The 20298-nt window shown below is 65.5% G+C and carries 15 protein-coding genes; 13 read left to right on the top strand and 2 right to left on the bottom strand.

Annotated features, from left to right (window positions below):
- Positions 1 to 5 precede the first annotated feature (5 nt).
- The 10 genes from CTATCC11996_RS00400 to bioF all read left to right on the top strand — a co-directional run bounded on the left by CTATCC11996_RS00400 (position 6) and on the right by bioF (position 13956).
- Entirely contained in the window at positions 6 to 3200 is a 3195-nt protein-coding gene (locus tag CTATCC11996_RS00400; protein WP_003071814.1) for an efflux RND transporter permease subunit, read from the top strand.
- Entirely contained in the window at positions 3193 to 4662 is a 1470-nt protein-coding gene (locus tag CTATCC11996_RS00395; protein WP_003071812.1) for an efflux transporter outer membrane subunit, read from the top strand. The genes CTATCC11996_RS00400 and CTATCC11996_RS00395 overlap by 8 nt, the downstream gene beginning before the upstream one ends.
- 10 nt (positions 4663 to 4672) lie before the next feature.
- On the top strand, positions 4673 to 5347 hold the full coding sequence (gene alkB, locus CTATCC11996_RS00390) for a DNA oxidative demethylase AlkB (RefSeq protein WP_003071810.1): 675 nt from the start codon (positions 4673 to 4675) through the stop codon (positions 5345 to 5347).
- 66 nt (positions 5348 to 5413) lie between these two features.
- Entirely contained in the window at positions 5414 to 6490 is a 1077-nt protein-coding gene (locus CTATCC11996_RS00385) for a homocysteine S-methyltransferase family protein (RefSeq protein ID WP_003071808.1), read from the top strand.
- A 188-nt stretch (positions 6491 to 6678) separates the two neighbouring features.
- The gene (locus CTATCC11996_RS00380) at positions 6679 to 7824 is read left to right on the top strand and encodes a hypothetical protein (protein WP_003071805.1); all 1146 of its coding nucleotides are present in this window, start codon (positions 6679 to 6681) and stop codon (positions 7822 to 7824) included.
- A gap of 258 nt (positions 7825 to 8082) precedes the next feature.
- Positions 8083 to 9078 (top strand): porin, encoded by a 996-nt coding sequence (locus CTATCC11996_RS00375; RefSeq protein WP_003071802.1) that lies wholly within the window; start codon positions 8083 to 8085, stop codon positions 9076 to 9078.
- Between the two features lie 537 nt (positions 9079 to 9615).
- Positions 9616 to 10608, top strand: a complete 993-nt coding sequence (bioB, locus tag CTATCC11996_RS00370; RefSeq protein ID WP_042437813.1) for a biotin synthase BioB — start codon at positions 9616 to 9618, stop codon at positions 10606 to 10608.
- Between the two features lie 131 nt (positions 10609 to 10739).
- A complete protein-coding gene (bioA, locus tag CTATCC11996_RS00365; RefSeq protein WP_034347986.1) occupies positions 10740 to 12083 on the top strand; it encodes an adenosylmethionine--8-amino-7-oxononanoate transaminase in 1344 nt (447 codons plus the stop codon).
- On the top strand, positions 12080 to 12763 hold the full coding sequence (gene bioD / locus CTATCC11996_RS00360; RefSeq protein WP_003071795.1) for a dethiobiotin synthase: 684 nt from the start codon (positions 12080 to 12082) through the stop codon (positions 12761 to 12763). Before bioA ends, bioD begins: the two co-directional genes overlap by 4 nt.
- Complete coding sequence (gene bioF, locus CTATCC11996_RS00355; protein WP_003071794.1) at positions 12760 to 13956, top strand: 8-amino-7-oxononanoate synthase; 1197 nt, start codon at positions 12760 to 12762, stop codon at positions 13954 to 13956. The genes bioD and bioF overlap by 4 nt, the downstream gene beginning before the upstream one ends.
- 24 nt (positions 13957 to 13980) lie before the next feature.
- Here the strand turns inward: bioF and pdxR are convergent, their stop codons facing one another.
- On the bottom strand, positions 13981 to 15462 hold the full coding sequence (pdxR, locus tag CTATCC11996_RS00350) for a MocR-like pyridoxine biosynthesis transcription factor PdxR (protein ID WP_003071792.1): 1482 nt from the start codon (positions 15460 to 15462) through the stop codon (positions 13981 to 13983).
- A gap of 105 nt (positions 15463 to 15567) precedes the next feature.
- On the opposite strand from pdxR, the gene CTATCC11996_RS00345 reads away from it, so the two are divergent.
- The 3 genes from CTATCC11996_RS00345 to CTATCC11996_RS00335 all read left to right on the top strand — a co-directional run bounded on the left by CTATCC11996_RS00345 (position 15568) and on the right by CTATCC11996_RS00335 (position 19044).
- Entirely contained in the window at positions 15568 to 16797 is a 1230-nt protein-coding gene (locus CTATCC11996_RS00345) for a benzoate/H(+) symporter BenE family transporter (RefSeq protein WP_003071790.1), read from the top strand.
- A 10-nt stretch (positions 16798 to 16807) separates the two neighbouring features.
- On the top strand, positions 16808 to 17626 hold the full coding sequence (locus tag CTATCC11996_RS00340; RefSeq protein WP_003071789.1) for a YggS family pyridoxal phosphate-dependent enzyme: 819 nt from the start codon (positions 16808 to 16810) through the stop codon (positions 17624 to 17626).
- A 218-nt stretch (positions 17627 to 17844) separates the two neighbouring features.
- Complete coding sequence (locus tag CTATCC11996_RS00335) at positions 17845 to 19044, top strand: aspartate aminotransferase family protein (protein WP_003071787.1); 1200 nt, start codon at positions 17845 to 17847, stop codon at positions 19042 to 19044.
- Between the two features lie 71 nt (positions 19045 to 19115).
- On the opposite strand, the gene alr is transcribed toward CTATCC11996_RS00335, so the two are convergent.
- On the bottom strand, positions 19116 to 20222 hold the full coding sequence (alr, locus tag CTATCC11996_RS00330) for an alanine racemase (protein WP_003071785.1): 1107 nt from the start codon (positions 20220 to 20222) through the stop codon (positions 19116 to 19118).
- Positions 20223 to 20298: the final 76 nt, after the last annotated feature.

Raw genomic sequence — 20298 nt, 5'->3', positions numbered from 1 at the left:
GTGCCATGGACTTCTCCAAATTCTTCATAGACCGGCCCATCTTCGCGGTCGTGCTCTCCATCATCATGTTCGCCGTCGGCCTGGTGGCCATTCCGCAGCTGCCGGTGGGCGAATATCCCGAGGTCGTGCCGCCCAGCGTGGTCGTGCGCGCCACCTATCCGGGGGCCAATCCCAAGGAGGTCGCCGAGTCGGTGGCCGTGCCACTGGAGGAGGCCATCAACGGGGTCGAAGGCCTGATGTACATGAAGTCGGTCGCGGCTTCGGACGGCAGTCTGCAGGTGGTTGCCACCTTCCGCCCAGAAATCGATCCCGACACCGCAGCCGTGCGCGTGCAGAACCGCGTCAGCCAGGCCCAGAGCCGGCTGCCCGAGGAGGTGCGACAGTTCGGCGTGACCACGCAGAAGCAGGCGTCCACACCGCTGATGTACGTGGGCCTGGTCTCCAAGGATGGCCGGCATGATGCGCTGTACCTGCGCAACCATGTCACGCTCAAGATCAAGGATGTGCTGGCGCGCATTCCCGGCGTGGGCGACGTGGGCATCTACGGCGCGGGCGACTATGCGATGCGTGTCTGGCTGGACCCGCACAAGGTGGCGGCACGCCAGCTCACGGCCGGCGAGGTGATCGCAGCCATCCGCGAGCAGAACATCCAGGTCTCGGCCGGCCAGCTGGGCGCCGAGCCCAGTGCGCAGAAGTCCGACAAGCTGCTGTCCATCAATGTGCGCGGGCGGCTGAAGACGGCCGAGGAGTTCGGCAGCATTGTGCTCAAGAGCGGCGAAGGCGGTCAGGTCGTGCGTCTGGCCGACGTGGCGCGCATCGAGCTGGGCGCCAGCGACTACACGCTGCGCTCGTGGAGCGACACCAAGAACATGGCGGCCGTGGGCATCTTCCTGTCGCCGGGCGCGAATGCGCTGGGCGTGGCCGAGCAGGTCTACGCGGCCATGGACCGGCTCTCGAAGGACCTGCCTGAAGGCGTGGCCTTCGAATCCGTCTGGGACCCCACGGTCTTTGTGCGCGACTCGATCAAGGCCGTGCAGAGCACGCTGATCGAGGCCGTGATCCTCGTGGTGCTGGTGGTCATCGTCTTTTTGCAGACCTGGCGCGCCTCCATCATTCCGCTGCTGGCCGTGCCCGTGTCTATCATCGGCACGTTCGCGGGCCTGTACCTGCTGGGCTATTCCATCAACACGCTGACGCTGTTCGGCCTGGTGCTGGCGATCGGCATCGTGGTGGACGACGCCATCGTCGTGGTCGAGAACGTGGAGCGCTACATCGAGCAGGGCCACAGCCCACAGGAGGCGGCCCATCTGGCCATGAAGGAGGTCTCCGGGCCCATCATCGCCATCGCCCTGGTTCTGTGCGCGGTCTTCGTTCCCATGGCCTTTCTCAGCGGCGTCACGGGCCAGTTCTACCAGCAGTTCGCGGTGACGATTGCCATCTCCACGGTGATCTCGGCCATCAACTCGTTGACCCTGTCGCCGGCACTGGCGGCCAAGCTGCTGCAGCCGCACGGCGCACCGCGCGACGCGCTGGCACGCGTCATCGACAAGGGCCTGGGCTGGCTCTTCCGGCCCTTCAACCGCTTCTTCGATCGCAGCGCCCACGGCTACCAGAACTCGGTGGGTCGCTCGCTGCGCCGACGCGGCCTGGTGTTCGCGGTCTATGCGGCACTGCTGGCCGGCACCGCCGTGCTGTTCCATGCCGTGCCCGGCGGCTTCATCCCCATGCAGGACAAGCTCTACCTGTTTGCCGGCGCCAAGCTGCCCGAGGGTGCGTCGCTGAACCGCACCGATGCGGTCACGCGTCAGATGGTGGAGGCGGCCAAGAGCGTGGATGGTGTGGACATGGTCGCGGCCTTCGCGGGCTTCAATGCGCTGCAGTCCACGACCACGCCCAATCTGACCAGCTCCTACATCATGCTCAAGCCCTTCGGCGAGCGCACCCGCAGCGCCGAGGCCATCAATGCCGAGCTGGGTGCCAAGTTCGCTCAGATCGAAGGCGGCTTCGCCTATGCGCTGATGCCGCCGCCCATCCAGGGCCTGGGCAACGGATCGGGTTATTCGCTGTTCCTGCAGGACCGGGCGGGCCTGGGCTATGCAGCGCTGCAGCAGGCGCTTGAGGCCTTTCAGGCCGAGATTGCCAAGACACCAGGCATGACCTACCCGGTCAGCAGCTACCAGTCCAATATCCCGCAGCTGGAAGTGAAGGTGGACCGCATCAAGGCCAAGGCCCAGGGCGTGGCGCTGACCGATCTGTTCCAGACCCTGCAGGCCTATCTGGGCTCGGTCTACGTCAACGACTTCAACGCCTTCGGCCGCGTCTGGCGCGTGATGCTGCAGGCCGATGCCGACTACCGCCAGGCCGTGGAGGACATCGCCCAGCTGCGCACGCGCAACGCGCGCGGCGAGATGGTGCCCATAGGCTCCATGGTCACCGTGGTGCCCAGCTACGGGCCTGATCCGGTGCTGCGCTACAACGGCTTTCCAGCCGCCGATCTGATCGGCGATTCCGATCCGCGCCTGCTGTCCTCGGCCGAGGTGCTGACCAAGCTACAGGAGATCGCGCAGCGCACGCTGCCGCGCGGCATCGAGCTGGCCTGGACGGACCTGAGCTACCAGCAGGTCGAACAGAGCCATGCCGCTGCCGTGGTCTTCGTGATCGCCGTGATGCTGGTGTTTCTGGTGCTGGCCGCGCTCTACGAAAGCTGGACCCTGCCGCTGGCCGTGATCCTGATCGTGCCCGTGTGCATCTGCGCGGCGCTGTTCGGCGTGTGGCTGGCCGGAGGGGACAACAATGTCTTCGTGCAGGTCGGCCTGGTGGTGCTCATGGGCCTGGCCTGCAAGAACGCGATTTTGATCGTGGAGTTCGCTCGCGAGCTGGAGATGCGCGGCTCGCCCATCGTCGATGCCGCGCTGCAGGCCTGCCGCCTGCGGCTGCGTCCCATCGTCATGACCTCCATCGCCTTCATCGCGGGCGCCGTTCCCTTGCTGATCGGCAGCGGCGCAGGCAGCGAGGTGCGCGCTGCCACTGGCGTGACGGTGTTCTCGGGCATGCTGGGCGTAACCCTGTTTGGCCTCTTCCTCACGCCGGTGTTCTACGTCACGTTGCGCCGTCTGTCGGGGCGGTCGCTGGCGACCCGAACGCCTGCCCATCCCGCTTCACCTGTTTCACCCGCATCCTTGGAGGGCAGCCATGTCTGAGATCTCCCAACCTCTGCGCCGGCATGCGCTGGCATGGGCCGTGGCGGGCCTTTCGGCCCTGCTCGCAGGCTGCGCCGTCGGTCCCGATTTCCGCGCACCCGAGCCGCCTGAGGCCGGCGCGCAGTTCGCGCGGGCCGAGCCGTCCGCAGTCCCGCAGCAGGCATCCCCAGAGATCGGCTCCGATGCCGCGTTCTGGCGTCAGTTCCAGGATGTGCAACTCACGCAGCTGGTCGAGCAGGCCCTGCGGGCCAACCAGGAGCTGCGCGGTGCGCTGGCGCGACTCGATGCGGCCCAGGCCCTGCTGAGCGAAAGCCGTCTTGATCAGCTGCCAACGCTCACCGTGTCGGGCCAGGCGCTGCAGCAAAGACGCAGCGAAAGCCAGGCACCAAGCGGGGCACAAAGCGGGCCGCGAAGCCAGCGCAGCTACAGCGCCGGCATCAACGCGAGCTGGGAGCTGGATCTGTTCGGTCGCGTGCGTCGCAGCATCGAGGCCGGCAGCGCCGACCTGCGTGCCAGCGCCGCTGATCTGGCTGCGCTGCAGGTCGCCATTGCTGCCCAGGTCGCGGCCAGCTACGCTGATCTGCGCGGCTGGCAGCAGCGTCTGCATCTGGCCGAAGCCAATGCCGCCAATCAGCAAGATACGCTGCGCCTGGTGCAGCTGCGGCTGGCGCATGGCAGCGGCACCGACTTCGACCTAGCGCGCGCCCAGGCGCAGCTGGAGACCACGCGCTCGCGCATTCCGGCGCTGCAGGCACGGATCGCCATGGAACAGCACCGGCTGGCCGTGCTTACCGGCCAGGTGCCCGAGGCACTGATCGCAGCGCTGGACGCACCGGCCGCGTTGCCGCAGTTGCCGCAGAGCATCGCTCCCGGCACGCCCGCCGACCTGTTGCGCCGTCGCCCCGATGTGGCCGCCGCCGAGGCGCGTCTGCATGCCGCCACTGCGCGGGTGGGCGTGGCCACGGCCGAGCTGTTCCCGCGCCTGTCGCTGGGCGGTCTGCTGGGCAGCTCCGCTCTCAGCACGGGAGCGCTGTTCGAGGCCGGCAGCGCGAGCCGCAGCGTGTTCCTGGGTGTGGACTGGTCTTTTCTCGACGTGGGCCGCGTGCGCGCGCGCATCGCTGCCAGCGAGGCCGGTGCCCAGGTCGCGCTGGCCCAGTACCAGCAAAGCGTGCTGCTGGCGCTGGAGGACACCGAAAACGCCCTGGTGCTTCTCACGCGCACCCGCACCGAGGACGCCCATCTGGCCCAGGCCGCCGAGCAGCGTGCACGGGCCGAGCAGCTCGCGCAGCGCCGCTACCGCCTGGGCAGCGTGGGCCTGTACGAGGTGCTGGACGCACAGCGCGACCTCTACGCGGCCCAGGACGCGGCGGCCGACAGCCGCGCGCGCGGCCTGCGTGCCGCCGTGGCGCTGTATCAGGCGCTGGCCGGCGGCTGGGAGGGCCGCCACCGGCCAAGCCTATGATGGCGCTGCAATGACGCTTTCGCTGTTTCCTGACGAACCCCTGCCCGCCGAAATCATTGATGACGGTGCCGTGCTGCTGCGCGGTTTTGCGGCAGCCCAGGAGCAGCGCTGGGTGGCCGATGTGACGGCTTTGCAGACACGGGCCGCATTTCGAAACATGCAGGTGCCCGGCGGAAAGTTCATGTCGGTGGCGATCACCAACGCCGGCGGCTGGGGCTGGATTTCGGATCTGCAGGGCTATCGCTACAGCGCCGTCGATCCGCAGACCGGCAAGCCCTGGCCTGCCATCCCCGCTTTTCTGTGCGAGCAGGCCGCAAGGGCTGCGGCGCTGGCCGGCTATCCGGATTTTGCGCCCGATGCCTGCCTGATCAACCGCTATCAGCCGGGCGCGCGCATGGGTTTGCACCGCGACCAGGACGAACATGACTATGCGGCGCCCATAGTCTCGGTTTCGCTGGGCCTGGCTTGCAGCTTTCTCTGGGGCGGGCTGACGCGCCAGAGTCCCACCCGGCGCCTTGCGCTCACCCATGGCGATGTGCTGGTCTGGGGCGGGCGTTCGCGCCTGGTGTTTCATGGCGTCGCCCCGCTCAAGCAGGGCCAACACCCGCTGCTTGGCAATGAGCGCTGGAATCTGACGTTCCGCATGGCCAAGGCTCGCTACCCGGCAGGCCAGCCATCGGAATAGGCGCTGGCGGCAGGGCAATGCCCGGCAGCCCGGCAAAGCCTGCCAGCTTTCCTACAATGGCGGTCTATGAGCCAGTCGCACCCCACCCCCGCCTACACCCGAGCCCAGGAGCTGCCCGCAACGCTTGCCAAGCGCCTCGTCATTCTTGACGGTGCGATGGGTACCATGATTCAGCGTTTCAAGCTGGGCGAGGCTCAGTATCGCGGCGAGGGCTATGCCGGTGCCGAAGGTGCGGGCGAGCGCTTCAAGGACTTTGCCCATGACGTCAAGGGCAACAACGAGCTGCTGTCGCTGACCCGTCCCGACGTGATTCGCGACATCCATGAGAAATACCTGGCTGCCGGCGCCGATCTGATCGAGACCAACACCTTTGGTGCGACCACGATTGCGCAGGAGGACTATCACATGGCCGATCTGGCCTATGAGATGAACCTCAAGAGCGCCCAGCTCGCGCGTGCGGCCTGCGACAAGTACAGCACGCCCGACCACAAGCGCTATGTGGCCGGAGCCCTGGGCCCCACGCCCAAGACGGCCTCCATCAGCCCCGATGTGAACGACCCTGCCGCACGCAACATCACCTTCGAGCAGCTGCGCCAGGCCTATCTGGAGCAGACGCTGGCGCTGATTGAAGGCGGTGCCGACGTAATTCTGGTCGAGACCATCTTCGATACCCTCAACGCCAAGGCCGCGCTGTTTGCCGTGGACGAGGCCTTCGAGCAGACCGGCGAGCGCCTGCCCATCATGATCAGCGGCACGGTGACCGATGCCTCGGGTCGCATTCTGAGCGGGCAGACCGTGACGGCCTTCTGGCACAGCGTGCGCCATAGCAACCCGCTGTCCGTGGGCCTGAACTGCGCCCTGGGTGCCACGCTCATGCGTCCCTATGTGCAGGAGCTGGCCAAGGCGGCTCCCGACACCTTCATCAGCTGTTACCCCAATGCCGGTCTGCCCAACCCCATGAGCGACACCGGCTTTGACGAAACGCCCGAGATCACCAGCCGTCTGGTGCACGAGTTCGCGGCCGAAGGTCTGGTCAATATCGTGGGCGGCTGCTGCGGCACCACACCCGACCATATCGGTGCCATTGCCAAGGCCGTGCAGGCCACGGCCACGCGCAAGCTGTTCTACCCGGCCGAAGCCTGATTCAGCCCGCAATGGTTCGCCTCTGACCCGCGCTTCGGATCGCAGGCGTGAACCATGCGGCTCCGGCACGATCCGGGCAGCCCTGGTGCCTGAGCCACAAGCACTGGCAGCTCTTTTTCCGATGCTTATCCGCAGGGGCGGGCACAATGGCCTGATTCCGGCTTTGCTGCCCCAGCACCGACGACCGCATGACTGCTCCACTGCAACCCGTTGCCCCCGTACTGCCCGTGTCCGTGCCCACGGGCCAGGCGGCAGCGCAGGTCGGCAATGTGGCTGCAACCGCTGTCCCGGATCTTCCCGCAGTGCAGCAACCGCCTGCCGCTCAGGCGCCGTCCCCGGCGACCAGCATGGTGCAGTGGTCGCCGCAAACCTTGCAGAACCTCAAGCTCCAGGCCTTTGAACATCTGATTGCGCAGCTGGCCCTGCAGGTGCAAGCCCAACCCGGTGCGCCTGCAGCGAGCTGGCCCAGTCAGGGCCTGCCAGCGGCCGTGCAGCAATTTGTGCAAAGCCTGCTCGCGCAGGTTCAGGTCAGCCTGCAGGGGCAGGCCCAGCCCTTGCAGCTGCTGTCCGGCCAGCAGGGATCGGTTGCGCTGATGCAGGCCTTGGCGCAGGCTGCGGCGTCTGGCGCGCAGCCGCCCAGCTCGGCTTTGCAGACGGCTGCGGCCCTGTCGCCCACGGCGGCCGTGGCGCTGGAGCAGGCACAGCAGGGCATGGCAGCAGCTGCTGCTGGCGGCGCTGCCGCACCGCGTCTGCCCCAGCTGCAGAACTGGCTGGTGCAGCAAGGCACGCTGGTCACGCCGCAAGGCGAGCGCAGCTTTTCCCTGACATTGCAGGTGCCCGCCGCCTGGGCGCAGGCTGTGGGCGCCCCAAGCATCCCGGCAGCCCAGGGAGCGGGGACGGCTCTGCGCCTGCCCATGGCGGATCCGGGTGTCTTGAGCAGCGGCCCTCTGGCGCTGGTGGTGCAGCCGCAGTCGCCCGCAGCGACCAGCACGCTTGCCACCAGCGCATTGCTGTGGCTGGAGCTGCAGCCCGTCACGGCGAGCGCCGCTCAGGCGACGCCGGCACAGATGGCCGGTCTGCCCCTGGCCCTGCCCGCACCGGCGCTGGCGCAGGAAGTGCAGCAGCTGCTGCAGAACAAGTCCGATCCCTGGCTGATGATGGCGGCGGCCCAGGCTGCCAATGCCCTGCCTGTTCCGCGCCGCAGCGGCGAGCACCGTTCGCATCTATGCATGACCGAAGGCTGCCAGTACCAGGGCCTGGCACCCTGTGCCCAGCCTTTTTGCAGCGAGATGAACCGCATCTGGGCCACCTCCGGCGTGGCGCGCAGCGGCTGAACCAAGCTGACGTTGGGCTGGACTCTGCCAAGGCCCCACTTTCATAATGCGTCTCGTTGCCTGCTTTTTGAGCAGGCTTCTCGGGTCGGAATTGGCAGCTCCGCTGCCAGCCATGTTCCGGCTGTCTTCAGTGCATCAGGCAGGACCTGACTGCCTGTCATCGCCTCATCTCACAGGTCTTCGACCTTCTCTGTCCTCTGCTGTGCCAAGAGCTGGCTGCGGGGGCAGTGACTTCACAATTCAAGGAGAACCACCGGCATGCGCTTGCGTACTGGCATTGCTTGTTCCACATGTTTCACTCTTTTGTCAGCCGTGCTGCCTGCGGCGGCCCAGTCCTCCGGCGTCAGCATTGGAGGTCTGATTGACGGCGGCATCTATCGCGGCTTTGACGGCACGGCTCAGGCCGGCACGATTCAGCGCAGCAATCTCTCGATTGCTGGCTGGGAGGACCTGGGCGGCGGCCTCAAGGCCACGTTTCGTCTGAGCGCACGTTTCGATATCGATACCGGGCGTCTGGAGGATCAGGGCAGCAAGCCGTTCTGGCATGACGAGTCCACGGTGGGCCTGCAGGGCGGCTTTGGCCATCTGCGCCTGGGCCGCGCCCTGTCGGCCATGTGGTCGCAGGACTGGAAATTCGACCCCTGGGCCAATTTCAACCGCATCTCCTCGCCGGCCTGGTATCAGTGGCACTACCTCACGCCTACCGACCGCTACAGCAACAACGGCGCGGCTGAGTATGGGCGCATGGCCAATGGCATCTTCTACGACTCGCCCACGGTGGGCGGCTTCACTCTGCATCTGAGCGCCTCGCCGGAGCGCACCGAGGTGCCGTTGACCTTACGCCGCGAAGGACGCGGTTACTCGGCCTCTCTCAATTACGACTCGGACAGCCTGAGCGGCATGCTGGCCTTCGAGCGCAACGGCAGCGGTGACAAGGACACTTTTGTCGCGGGTAAATACCGCTTTGGCGCGGCCGCCGTGATGGCCGCCTGGGATTACTCGCGCGTGGCCCAGACGGCACTCTCGGCCAAGGCCCTGACGCTGGGTGCCACCTACCAGATGGGGCAGACCACGCTGAAGGCCGGCTATGGACGCCAGCGCATGCAGGAGCAGACCAATCATTTCTATTCCCTGGGGGCCGACTACGCGCTGTCCAAGCGCACCACGCTCTATGCCAGCCTGGGGCGCAAGAGCTACGAGTACGGTGCGGATTCGGGGACTTCGTTCGGTGTGGGCATGGCGCACGCCTTCTGAGCCCCGGCCTCCCGCCGCAGCCTTGCTGCGGCTTTTTTTGTGCCTGGCGGAATGTCCAACAAGAGTTGAGGGAATTAAATCCGCCAGTTTGGGGTGTTTGTCCGCCTTGGCACGGGTAGTACAGCACCGTTTCTGGTCCTGATTCAGGTTTTGTCCGGGTAAAAATCGCCAAAAATCATGTTTTTCGCCGCTATCTACGCTCTTCATCGTTGAAATCCAAGATCTGAATCTGGTGTATTCCACTTAATTGAGTGCACTAGAGCTCAATTTGGCAGAAGTTATGGCTGGCTGTTTCTAATGAGTGCTGAAAATCTGTCAAGTGCATTGAAATGGCGCTCAAAAATAGCGCTTCTTGCTGCAACTCTTTGGTAGGCAACTATTTGCATGTGGGCTCTGTAAATCCTTGATTTTTTTGCCCAAAATGCGCGGCATTCCCCCGACTGAGGAGAGACCGCGATGTCCTATTCCGTGCCCGAGCAAGACAACCCAGTGCGCGCCGCCGACGCACAGCAAGCCGCCGCCTGCGGCAGCCAGACCATGCACTGGCATGCGCCGGCCAAGCCCGTCGCGGCCCCCGAAGTGCAGCGCTGGCCCGTGGAGGCAGTACAGTCCTTGCTGGACCTGCCTTTTCTGGACTTGTTGCACCGCGCCCAGAGCGTGCATCGCGAGCACTGGCCGGCGGGCGAGATCGAGCTGGCGACCCTGCTGTCAGTCAAGACCGGCGGCTGCCCCGAGAACTGCGGCTACTGCCCGCAGTCGGCCGAGTTCGATACGGGAGTGAAGGCCGAGAAGCTGATGAGCGTGGAGGAGGTCACCCGCGCTGCCAAGGCGGCCCAGGATGCCGGAGCCACCCGCTTTTGCATGGGAGCTGCCTGGCGCGCGCCCAAGGACCGTGACATCGAGAAGATGAACGAGCTGATTGGCGCCGTGAAGGGCCTGGGCATGCAGACCTGTGCCACGCTGGGCATGCTGCAGCCGCACCAGGCGGCATCGCTGCGCGATGCGGGGCTCGACTACTACAACCACAATCTCGATACCGCGCCCGAGTACTACAAGGATGTGGTCAGCACGCGCCAGTACCAGGACAGGCTGGACACGCTGGCTGCGGTGCGCGATGCAGGTATCAGCGTGTGCTGCGGCGGCATCATCGGCATGGGCGAGACCGAGGTCCACCGTGCCGGCTTGATTGCCCAGCTGGCGAACATGCAGCCCTACCCCGAGTCCGTGCCCATCAACAGCCTGGTGCCCGTGCCCGGTACGCCGCTGGCCGACAGCGAGCCGGTGGACCCGCTGGACTTTGTCCGTGTGATCGCCGTGGCGCGCATCACCATGCCCAAGGCCCGCGTGCGCCTGTCGGCGGGCCGCCAGCAATTGGGCGAGGCCGTGCAGACCCTGTGCTTCATGGCCGGGGCCAATTCCATCTTCTACGGCGACAAGCTGCTGGTGACCGGCAATCCCGATGTGCAGGCCGATATCACCTTGATGCGCAAGCTGGGCCTCAAGGGCCTGGGGACATCGGCCGCAAGCTGATCCCTGAATCTCCCTCGGTCATCGCACCGGGGTTTTCTCGTTGCAAATTGCATGGCCCTGCCTCCGGTACAGGCCAGGCCGCGCTGCGCCTGCGTTTTGACAAGGCCGGTGATTCGCCTCAGGAGTTTTTGATGGACCACAGCCTTGCCGGCCGCAGCGTGCGCCATGTCTGGCATCCCTGCACACAGATGAAGCGGCACGAAGCCGCACCGCCGATTGCCATCGACCATGCCGTCGGTCCCTGGCTGGTGGATATCGATGGCCGCCGCTATCTGGACGGCATCAGTTCCTGGTGGGTCAATCTGTTCGGTCACTCGCATCCTCATATTCGGGCGGCGCTGACCGAGCAGTTGCAAAAGCTCGATCATGTAATGCTGGCCGGTTTCACCCACGCTCCCGTGGTCGAGCTGTCCGAGCGCCTGGCCGGTCTGACGGGCCTGGGCCATGCGTTCTACGGCAGCGACGGCGCTTCGGCCACCGAGATCGCACTGAAGATGAGCGCCCATTACTGGCGCAACCAGGGGCATCCGGCCAAGCACCGCTTCGTGGGTCTGGCCGGTGGCTATCACGGCGAGACAGTAGGCGCGCTGTCGGTCACAGATATTGCGCTGTTTCGCGATGCCTACGGCCCTCTGGTGCGTCTGTCTGCCACCGTGCCCAGCCCCGATGCCCGTCAGGCCCGACCTGGCGAAACCGCTGCCGATGTGGCGCGCCGCGCAGCCAAGGGCCTGGAGGCCTGGTTGCAAGCGCATCACCAGGAGACTGCTGCCCTGATTCTGGAGCCGTTGGTGCAGTGCGCAGCCGGCATGGCCATGCATGACGCCGAATACCTGCGCCTGGCCCGGGCGCTGTGCGATCGCTATTCCGTGCATCTGGTGGTGGACGAGATCGCCGTGGGCTTTGGCCGTACCGGCAGCCTGTTTGCCCATCAGCAGGCCGGTATCAGGCCGGACTTCATCTGCCTGTCCAAAGGCTTGACGGGCGGCACGCTGCCCTTGTCTGCCGTGCTGACGACCGATAAGGTCTATGCCGCTTTTTATGACGACGATGCCGCGCGCGGCTTTCTGCACTCGCACTCCTATACCGGAAACCCGCTGGCCTGCCGCGCTGCCGTGGCCACGCTGGAGCTGTTCGAGCAGCTGGACCAACTGGTCGTCAACCGGCAGCTGGCCGAAAAAATCAGTGCGGCATTCGCCGGGCTGAATGCTCACCCCCGCGTCAGCAACGCGCGCCAGCAGGGAATGATCTGGGCCTGGGACATCGATACCTCCTTGCCGGACTTTGCACAGCGCTACCACGAGGCGGCGCTGGACCTGGGTCTGCTGCTGCGCCCCATAGGACGCACGCTGTACTGCATGCCGCCCTATGTGCTGGACGATGCCGATATCACCCACCTGGGTCAGGCCGCGCTGGCCGCGCTGAACACCACCTTGCAGCAGGAAGCGGAGCTTGCCGCGAAGAAGGGAAAAGCATGATCGGCTGTTTCGTCACGGGCACCGATACCGGTGTGGGCAAGACCCTGGCCAGCTGTGCGCTGCTGCACGCACTGGCAGCCCATCATCCGCGCGTGGTGGGCATGAAAGCCGTGGCCGCAGGCGCCGATCCCGACGGGCAGGGCGGCTGGGTCAACGAAGACACGGTGGCCTTGCGCGCGGCCTCCACGCTGGCCGTGCCGGCAGCGCTGGACAACCCCGTGTTGCTGCCCGACCCCATGTCGCCGCATATCGCGGCCCGGCGCGCGGGCGTGGAGGTGACGCTGGCCCCGATTCTGGACGCCTACCGGCAATTGGCGGCGCAGGCCGATGTCGTGGTGGTCGAAGGCGCGGGCGGCTGGCGCGTGCCGTTGTCCGAGACTCTGTGTATTGCCGATCTGGCCGTGGCGCTGCAGCTGCCAGTGGTGCTGGTGGTGGGCCTCAAGCTCGGTTGCCTGAATCATGCGGTGCTGACCGCCGAGGCGATTCGCGCCGCCGGCTTGCCGCTGGCGGGCTGGGTGGCCAGCCGTGTGGAGCCGCAGATGCTGGTGCCCGAGGAAAACATGGACTGGCTGCGCAACCAGCTGGGACGGCTTGGCGCGCCGCTGCTGGCCGATATTCCCTGGCAGGCCAATCCCGATCCTCGCCTGACCAGTTTCTCTTTGCCCAAGGAATGGCAATGACCGCATCTTCCAATTTCTGGCTGCAGGATATTCCACAGCAGCTGGCTGCCCTGGACGCCGCCGCACTGCGCCGTACCCGCCGTACCGTGGCGCCCTTGCAAGGTGCGCGTATTCTGGTTGACGGGCAGCCCATGCTGCAGTTCTGCAGCAACGACTATCTGGGGCTGGCCCAGCACCCGGCCATGATTGAGGCGGCCTGCGCCGGTGCGCAAGACTTTGGCGTGGGCTCGGGTGGCTCTCCCATGGTCAACGGCCACAGCACGGCCAATGCCGCGCTCGAGGAAGAGCTGGCCCGCTTTGTGCAACTGCCCCGTGCGCTTTACTTCTATGCCGGGTTTGCCACCAACGCCAGCATCATCCCGGCGCTGGTGGGCGCGGACGACGCCATTTTTTCGGACGCTCTGAACCACGCCAGCCTGATCGATGGCTGCCGCCTGTCGCGCGCACAGATCCACCGTTTCGGGCATGGCGACCTGGTCGCCTTGGAGCAGCTGCTGGCTGCTTGCCCGGTGCAGCGTAAGCTGGTGGTGAGCGACGCCGTCTTCAGCATGGACGGCAATGTGGCTGATATTGATGGGCTGCTGGCCCTGTGCGAGCGCTACGACGCCCTGCTGCTGCTCGACGATGCCCACGGCTTCGGCGTGCTCGGTCCGCAAGGCCGGGGCAGCCTGGCAGCCGCAGGGCTGACGGGGGCCAAGGCTTCGCCACGCGTGCTGTACATGGCTACGCTGAGCAAGGCGGCCGGCGTCTCGGGCGCCTTTGTGGCAGGGCATGAACTGCTGATCGAGTGGCTGCTGCAGAAAACGCGCAGCTACACCTTTGCGACGGCTGCCCCTGCGATGCTGGCGCGTGCATTGCAAACCAGTGTGCAACTGATAGAGCAGCAAAGCGCCCTGCGCCTGCAGTTGCAGGCCCGTATCGCCCAGCTGCGCGCGGGTCTGCAGCCCTTGTTGCAGGGCAAGGGATGGAGGCTTTTGCCATCGGACACCGCCGTGCAGGCGCTGGTAGTGGGCGGCAACGACGCTGCGCTCGGCCTTATGGAAGGGCTGCGCCGCCATGGCCTGTGGGTGCCGGCGATTCGCCCTCCCACCGTGCCCGTGGGCACGGCTCGATTGCGTATCGCACTGTCGGCGCTGCACACTGAGGCGGATGTGAGCCAGCTGCTGGCAGCGCTGCAGGAGCTGGCAGGCTGAGGCCTGGCCGCTCGCTGCTCGCTGTCAGCGGCGTAGCGCCTGCAGTACCTGCGCCAGCTTCCTCGCGGCGACTTCCAGCTCATGCGGTGTATGTGCAGCAAATCCCATGAGGAATCCAGCCTGCTGCGGGCTCGATGCATGCAACTGCGTCAACCCGAGCAGGTCGATGCCTGCTCTGCGAGCGCAGTCCACTGCGGAAAGCTCGGAAATGTCGCGAATCAAGGTACACGGCATCTGCATGCCGCCTGCAGGCACCCGCGGCTCCAGAAAATCCCCCAGATGCTCGCGCACCAGCCGCGCCAGCACGTCACGCCGCTCGGCATAGACGGCGCGCATGATACGCACATGCGCTCCCAGGTGCCCGCCTTCGATGAACCGCGCCAGCGTCAATTGCGCAATCGGTGCGCTGTGTCCATCGAGCAAGGTCCGCGCCACCGTCATGGGGGCAACCAGCGAAGTCGGCAGCACCATATAGCCTATGCGTAGCCCAGGGAACATCGACTTGGTGAAGGTGCCGACATAGATCGTGCGCTCGTGCTGATCCAGCCCCTGCACGCAGGCCGTGGGCTTGCCGGCGTAGTGAAATTCGCTGTCGTAGTCATCTTCGATGATCCACGCCTGCTCCTGCTGCGCCCAGGCTATGGCGGCCAGCCGGCGATCCAGGGCCAGTGTGGTGCCCGTCGGGAACTGATGGGAGGGAGTCAGAAACACTGCCCTGGCAGAGGGCAGTGTTTGCAATAAATCCACCTTCATGCCGTCGCCGTCCATCGGCACGGGCACACATTCCAGTCCCGCCGCATCGAAGGCTTTGCGTGCGCCGTGATACACCGGGTCTTCGATGAAGATGCGTTCGCCGGCGTCCAGCAGCACGTTGGCGCAGAGAGTCAGAGCCTGTTGCGAACTGGTCAGCACCAGCACGCGTTCGGGCGTGGCGCGTGCGCCGCGCTCCAGGTTGACATAGGCGGCAATCGCTTGGCGCAAAGCCTCGATGCCCTGCGGCGGACTGTGCAGCAGAGCCCGGGTGCCGTGCTCCTTGAGTACCTGCCGTTGCAAGCGCTCCCAGGTCTGAATCGGGAAGTTGCGTGTCTCAGGCACACCGGGCGCGAAAGCGCGTGGCGCCAGGAAATCACGCAGGCCACCGCCCGCGAACATGGCTGCGCCGCGCTGGCTCAAGCGCAGGGCTGGAACGCGCACCGCAGGGCTGTGCATCAGGCCGCGCCCCGGAAGGCGCTGCACCTGCTCGGACACAAAGCTGCCACTGCCCGTGTGCCGTTCGATGAAGCCTTCGGCATGCAACTGGCCATAGGCGGCTTCCACCGTATCGCGCGAGACGCCCAACGATTGGGCCAGAGGACGCGATGCCGGCAGGCGTCGGCCCACGTCCAGCAAGCCATCGAGTATCAGCTGCCGCAGGGCTCGCTGGATGCGGACATGCAGCGGCAAGGCGCCATGAGCGGGGTCGCCGATCCAGGCCTTGACGGATTCGAGTTGGGCGTGCTTGAACAATTGGTCTGTATGCCTTCAAGAAAGTGGCAGGGAATATCAGTCCATTCCGATTCTATAAATCGAATGCCCCCAGGGCCGATCAATTTTCAAGAGCTACTGCAAGACATGCCAACCATCCATTCGCCAACCTCCCTGCGCTGGAGCGATCTCCTTCATCCCATCGTGGCTGGCCTGATCTCGGTCATCGTCAACTACGGCGGCACCTTCATTCTTGTGTTCCAGGCGGCCAAGGTGGCGGGCCTCGGCCCGGAGCTGACGGCCTCCTGGGTATGGTCGATTTCGATTGGCGTAGGGGTGACAGGTCTGCTGATGAGCTGGGTGACGCGCGAGCCCATCATCACGGCCTGGTCCACGCCTGCAGCGGCCTTCCTTGTGACTGCCCTGGCGACCACGCCCTACGCCGAAGCCGTGGGGGCCTACCTTGTCTCGGCGCTGGCTTTCGTGGTGCTGGGACTGTCGGGCTATTTCGAACGCGTCATCCGGCTGATCCCTGCCGGTATTGCGGCCGGGCTGCTCGCGGGCATCCTGCTGCAATTCGGCATCAAGGCGTTTGGCGGCATGAGCGTCGATCCCCTGCTGGCGGGCCTGCTGATAGCGACCTATGTGGTGCTCAAACGGATTTCGGCACGCTATGCCGTCGTCGGCCTCCTGGTGCTGGGGCTGGTCTTTTTGCTGTCGCAGAATCGGGTCGATCTGTCCGGGCTGGAATTGCAGCTTGCTGCTCCCGTGTTCACCAGGCCGGAGTTCTCGCCCAATGCCTTGCTCAGCGTCGCGCTGCCGCTGTTTCTCATCACGCTGACCGGACAGTACATGCCCGGCATGCTGGTGTTGCGCAACGATGGCTTCAAGACCAGTGCCAACCCCATCGTCACGATCACGGGTCTGGGCTCGCTGCTGATGGCTCCGTTTGGTTCGCACGCGTTCAACATCGCCGCGATCACGGCTGCAATCGCCACGGGCCGGGAGGCGCATGAAGATCCAGCCAGGCGCTGGATTGCCGGTGTTGCTGCCGGCGTGTGCTACATCCTGGTCGGCGTGTTCGGGGTGACGCTGGCGGCGGTCTTCATGGCCTTTCCCAACACCTTCATCACCACGTTGGCGGGCCTGGCCCTGCTGGGAACCATTGGCGCCAGCCTGGCCACGGCCCTGGCGGATGCCAAGGTGCGCGAGGCCGCGCTGATCACCTTCCTGGCGGCAGCCGCCAACATCACGCTGCTGGGTATTGGCGGCGCCTTCTGGGGACTGGTCATAGGGCTGCTCGCCTATGCAGTCCTCAACGGCCGGATGCCGTGGAGCGCACAGCCGGGCGCGATAGCCGCCATGGAAAAAGGATGAGGGGGTGCCCATGACTTCAGAAACCCCGACCCGTCACGATCAACATGGCCTGTACCCTGAGGCCGGCACGGTAGAGGATTTCCGCCGCAACCTCGCCACCGTTCAGGAGCGCATTGCAGCTGCCTGCCAGCGCGTGGGGCGTGATCCAGCCAGTGTGCGCTTGCTGCCCGTCAGCAAGACCAAGCCGCAAGCCAGCCTGCGTCTGGCCTATGCAGCGGGCTGCCGCCTGTTGGGTGAGAACAAGGTACAGGAAGCGTTTGGGAAATGGGAGTCCATGCAGGACCTGGCCGATCTGCGCTGGTCGGTCATCGGCCACCTGCAGACCAACAAGGCCAGGCTGGTGGCACGCTTTGCCAGCGAGTTTCAGGCCTTGGACAGCCTGCGCGTGGCAGAGGCGCTGGACAGGCATCTGCAGGCCCAAGGGCGGTCGCTCGATGTGTTCGTGCAGGTCAATACCTCGGGCGAGGCCAGCAAGTATGGCTTGAGTCCCGAGGCTGTTCCGGACTTCATCCAGCAACTGCCTGTGTTTTCCGCGTTGCGCGTGCGTGGTCTGATGACGCTGGCGCTGTTTTCCGCCGAAGCCGAACGGGTGCGCCGGTGCTTCATCCTCCTGCGCGAGCTGCGTGATCGGTTGCGGCAAAGCGCACCCGTGGGTATTGAGCTGGATGCTCTGTCGATGGGGATGTCCGGCGATTTCGAGATCGCCATCGAGGAGGGCGCTACCGTGGTGCGCGTGGGGCAGGCCATCTTTGGCGCGCGTCCGTTACCCGATAGCTATTACTGGCCAACGCGCCCTGATCCGGATACGCCGCAATCCGCTGCCGATTGACATGGCATTGGCGCAATCGCAGGTGGCTTGTGCCCGCGCTGCGTGTTGCGGCCGCAGCAAGCCGGCCAATCTGCCGCCAAGTCCTGCGGGTGCTGCGCCATGCCCGGCAGGCGCGATGCACGATTTTTGCCGCTGACACCGGGCCTCGACCCGCTGCAGAGTTCTCCTGAACTGGTTGATATCCGCCAGTTTTCTTTTACATCCCACCGGAGCATTGCATGCCGCAAACCGATTCCCATCTGATGAGGGCATATGCCCGCCAGCCTGTTTCTTTTGTGCGCGGTCGCGGTGCGCGCCTTTGGGATGATCAAGGGGTGGAATACCTGGACGCCATCGCCGGCGTGGCTGTCACCAGCCTGGGTCATGCCCATCCGGAGCTCGCCGCCGTCATGGCCGAGCAAGCCGCGACCTTGCTGCACACCTCCAACGTGTTCCGTATCGACTGGCAAGAGCAGCTTGGCGAGCGCTTATGCGCGCTCGCCGGCATGGAAAAGGTGTTCTTCTGCAATTCGGGTGCCGAGGCCAATGAGACGGCTCTCAAGCTCGCCCGCTTGCACGGACATCGCAAGCAGGTGGCCGAGCCGCAAATTCTCGTGATGGAGAACGCTTTTCATGGCCGCACGCTGGCGACGCTCGCCGCCACGGGCAACGCGGCCAAGCAACAGGGCTTCGAGCCGCAGATGCCCGGCTTTGTGCGCGTGCCCTATGACGACATCGATGCCGTGCGCCGAGCGGCCCGGGAAGCACCAGGTATCGTCGCCGTGCTGGTCGAGCCGGTACAGGGCGAAGGCGGCATCCGTGTCGCCAGTCCCGGCTACCTGCGCGCTCTGCGCGAGTTCTGCGACAGCCAGGGCTGGTTGCTGATGCTCGACGAGATACAGACCGGCCTGGGCCGCACGGGGGCCTGGTTCGCGCACCGGCACGCCGGTATCACGCCCGATGTGATGACCCTCGCCAAAGCACTGGGCAACGGTGTTCCCATCGGCGCCTGCCTGGCGCGCGGCGCCGCCGCCGATCTGTTCTCCCCGGGCCAGCACGGCTCAACCTTCGGTGGTAATCCGCTGGCCTGCCGCGTGGCCTGCGCCGTGCTCGACATCATGGAAAGAGACGGCATTGCGCAGCGGGCAGCCCTGCTGGGCGAGCGCCTGCTGGCCGGGCTGCGGCTGGCTCTGGGAGGACACCCAGGTGTGCAGGCCATCCGAGGCCTGGGGCTGATGGCTGGGATCGAGTTGAACCGGAACTGCCAGGAGCTGGTCGGCCGCGCGCTGGCCGAACAGCGATTGCTGATTACCGTGACCCGTGAGCGCACGATCCGGCTGTTGCCGCCGCTGATCTGTGAGGAAGCGCAGATTGACGACATCGTGGCTCGAGTTGCAAGTCTGTGCCGTCACAGTGGCGCAAGCCACCAGGCCGTCTAGCCCGCGCCTGCTGAGTTCGCAAAAAAGCCGCTGCCATGCAGCGGCTTCTGGCTTGCGGGAGGCGGGCAGTCTTATTTGCCCGCGCCTTCCACCACCTTGAGTACGCGGGGAGCCACGGCGCACATCAGCTCGTAGCCCAGCGTGCCGGCAGCAGCGGCTACCTCGTCGATGGGCAGCACGACTCCATTGCTGGCGCGACCCCAGAGCGTGACCTCGCTTCCCAGCCTGGCCTTGGGAACAGGGCTCAGGTCCACGGCCATCATGTCCATGCTGACGCGGCCCAGGGTGCGGGTGCGCACACCGTCCACCAGCACGGGCGTGCCCGTGGGGCAGACGCGCGGATAGCCGTCCGCATAGCCGCAGGCCACCACGCCCAGGCGCAGCGGTCCGTCGCACTGAAAACGCGAGCCGTAGCCCACGGTGTCGCCGGCATGCAGCTCCTGCGTGCCGATGATTTTTGACGACAGCGTCATGGTCGGCTCAAGACCCCAGTGAGCCGCATCATGGGTGGGGAAGTCGGGCGAGCTGCCGTAGAGCACGATGCCGGGGCGCACCCAGTCGCAGCGCACATTGTTTTCGTCACCATGCAGCAAGGTGGCAGCGCTGTTGCTGATGCTGCGCTCGCCGGGCAGGTCCAGCGTGGTTTCGTGAAAGACCCTGAGCTGGTGGTCCATGCCATGCTCCACATCGGCATCGCTGAAGTGGGTCATGAACGAGATCTCGTCGACCTGGGGCAGGGCATTCAGCCGCGCATAAGCCGCACGAAAACGCTCGGGTGTAAAGCCCAGTCGGTTCATCCCGCTGTTCATCTTGAGGAAGACACGATGGCCGACCTGGGTCTTGTGGGCGGCCAGCCAGTCGATCTGCTCGTCGCAGTGCACGGCATGCCAGATGCCCAGACGCGAGCAGATTTCCAGGTCGCGCAACTCGAACACGCCTTCGAGCAGCAGGATGGGGCCGCGCCAGCCCAGATTGCGCACGCGCTGGGCCTCATCGAGGTCCAGCATGGCAAAACCGTCCGTCGCTCGCAACCCTTCAAACACGTTCTCGATACCGTGGCCATAAGCGTTGGCTTTGATCACGGACCACAATTTGGCATCAGGGACGGCTTGCCGTACCCGCTCCAGATTGTGGCGAACGGCTTCAGGATGGATGGTGGCAGTAATGGGACGAGGCATGGTTTTTCTCAATCAGACCAGTGGGATTCTGGCACTGTCAGCCGGAGCCTGCGTGATATAACCGCCAGTCACTTGC

Source organism: Comamonas testosteroni ATCC 11996, from assembly GCF_000241525.1.
GTDB classification, from domain to species: domain Bacteria; phylum Pseudomonadota; class Gammaproteobacteria; order Burkholderiales; family Burkholderiaceae_C; genus Comamonas; species Comamonas testosteroni.
Note: the sequence above shows the minus strand (reverse complement) of the source record. Positions and strands in the feature narration are given on the sequence as shown.

Coding starts and splice junctions, on each gene's coding strand:
- CTATCC11996_RS00400 (WP_003071814.1), top strand. CDS start 6: ATGGACTTCTCCAAATTCTTCATAGACCGGCCCATCTTCGCGGTCGTG.
- CTATCC11996_RS00395 (WP_003071812.1), top strand. CDS start 3,193: ATGTCTGAGATCTCCCAACCTCTGCGCCGGCATGCGCTGGCATGGGCC.
- alkB (WP_003071810.1), top strand. CDS start 4,673: ATGACGCTTTCGCTGTTTCCTGACGAACCCCTGCCCGCCGAAATCATT.
- CTATCC11996_RS00385 (WP_003071808.1), top strand. CDS start 5,414: ATGAGCCAGTCGCACCCCACCCCCGCCTACACCCGAGCCCAGGAGCTG.
- CTATCC11996_RS00380 (WP_003071805.1), top strand. CDS start 6,679: ATGACTGCTCCACTGCAACCCGTTGCCCCCGTACTGCCCGTGTCCGTG.
- CTATCC11996_RS00375 (WP_003071802.1), top strand. CDS start 8,083: ATGCGCTTGCGTACTGGCATTGCTTGTTCCACATGTTTCACTCTTTTG.
- bioB (WP_042437813.1), top strand. CDS start 9,616: ATGCACTGGCATGCGCCGGCCAAGCCCGTCGCGGCCCCCGAAGTGCAG.
- bioA (WP_034347986.1), top strand. CDS start 10,740: ATGGACCACAGCCTTGCCGGCCGCAGCGTGCGCCATGTCTGGCATCCC.
- bioD (WP_003071795.1), top strand. CDS start 12,080: ATGATCGGCTGTTTCGTCACGGGCACCGATACCGGTGTGGGCAAGACC.
- bioF (WP_003071794.1), top strand. CDS start 12,760: ATGACCGCATCTTCCAATTTCTGGCTGCAGGATATTCCACAGCAGCTG.
- CTATCC11996_RS00345 (WP_003071790.1), top strand. CDS start 15,568: ATGCCAACCATCCATTCGCCAACCTCCCTGCGCTGGAGCGATCTCCTT.
- CTATCC11996_RS00340 (WP_003071789.1), top strand. CDS start 16,808: ATGACTTCAGAAACCCCGACCCGTCACGATCAACATGGCCTGTACCCT.
- CTATCC11996_RS00335 (WP_003071787.1), top strand. CDS start 17,845: ATGCCGCAAACCGATTCCCATCTGATGAGGGCATATGCCCGCCAGCCT.
- alr (WP_003071785.1), bottom strand. CDS start 20,222: ATGCCTCGTCCCATTACTGCCACCATCCATCCTGAAGCCGTTCGCCAC.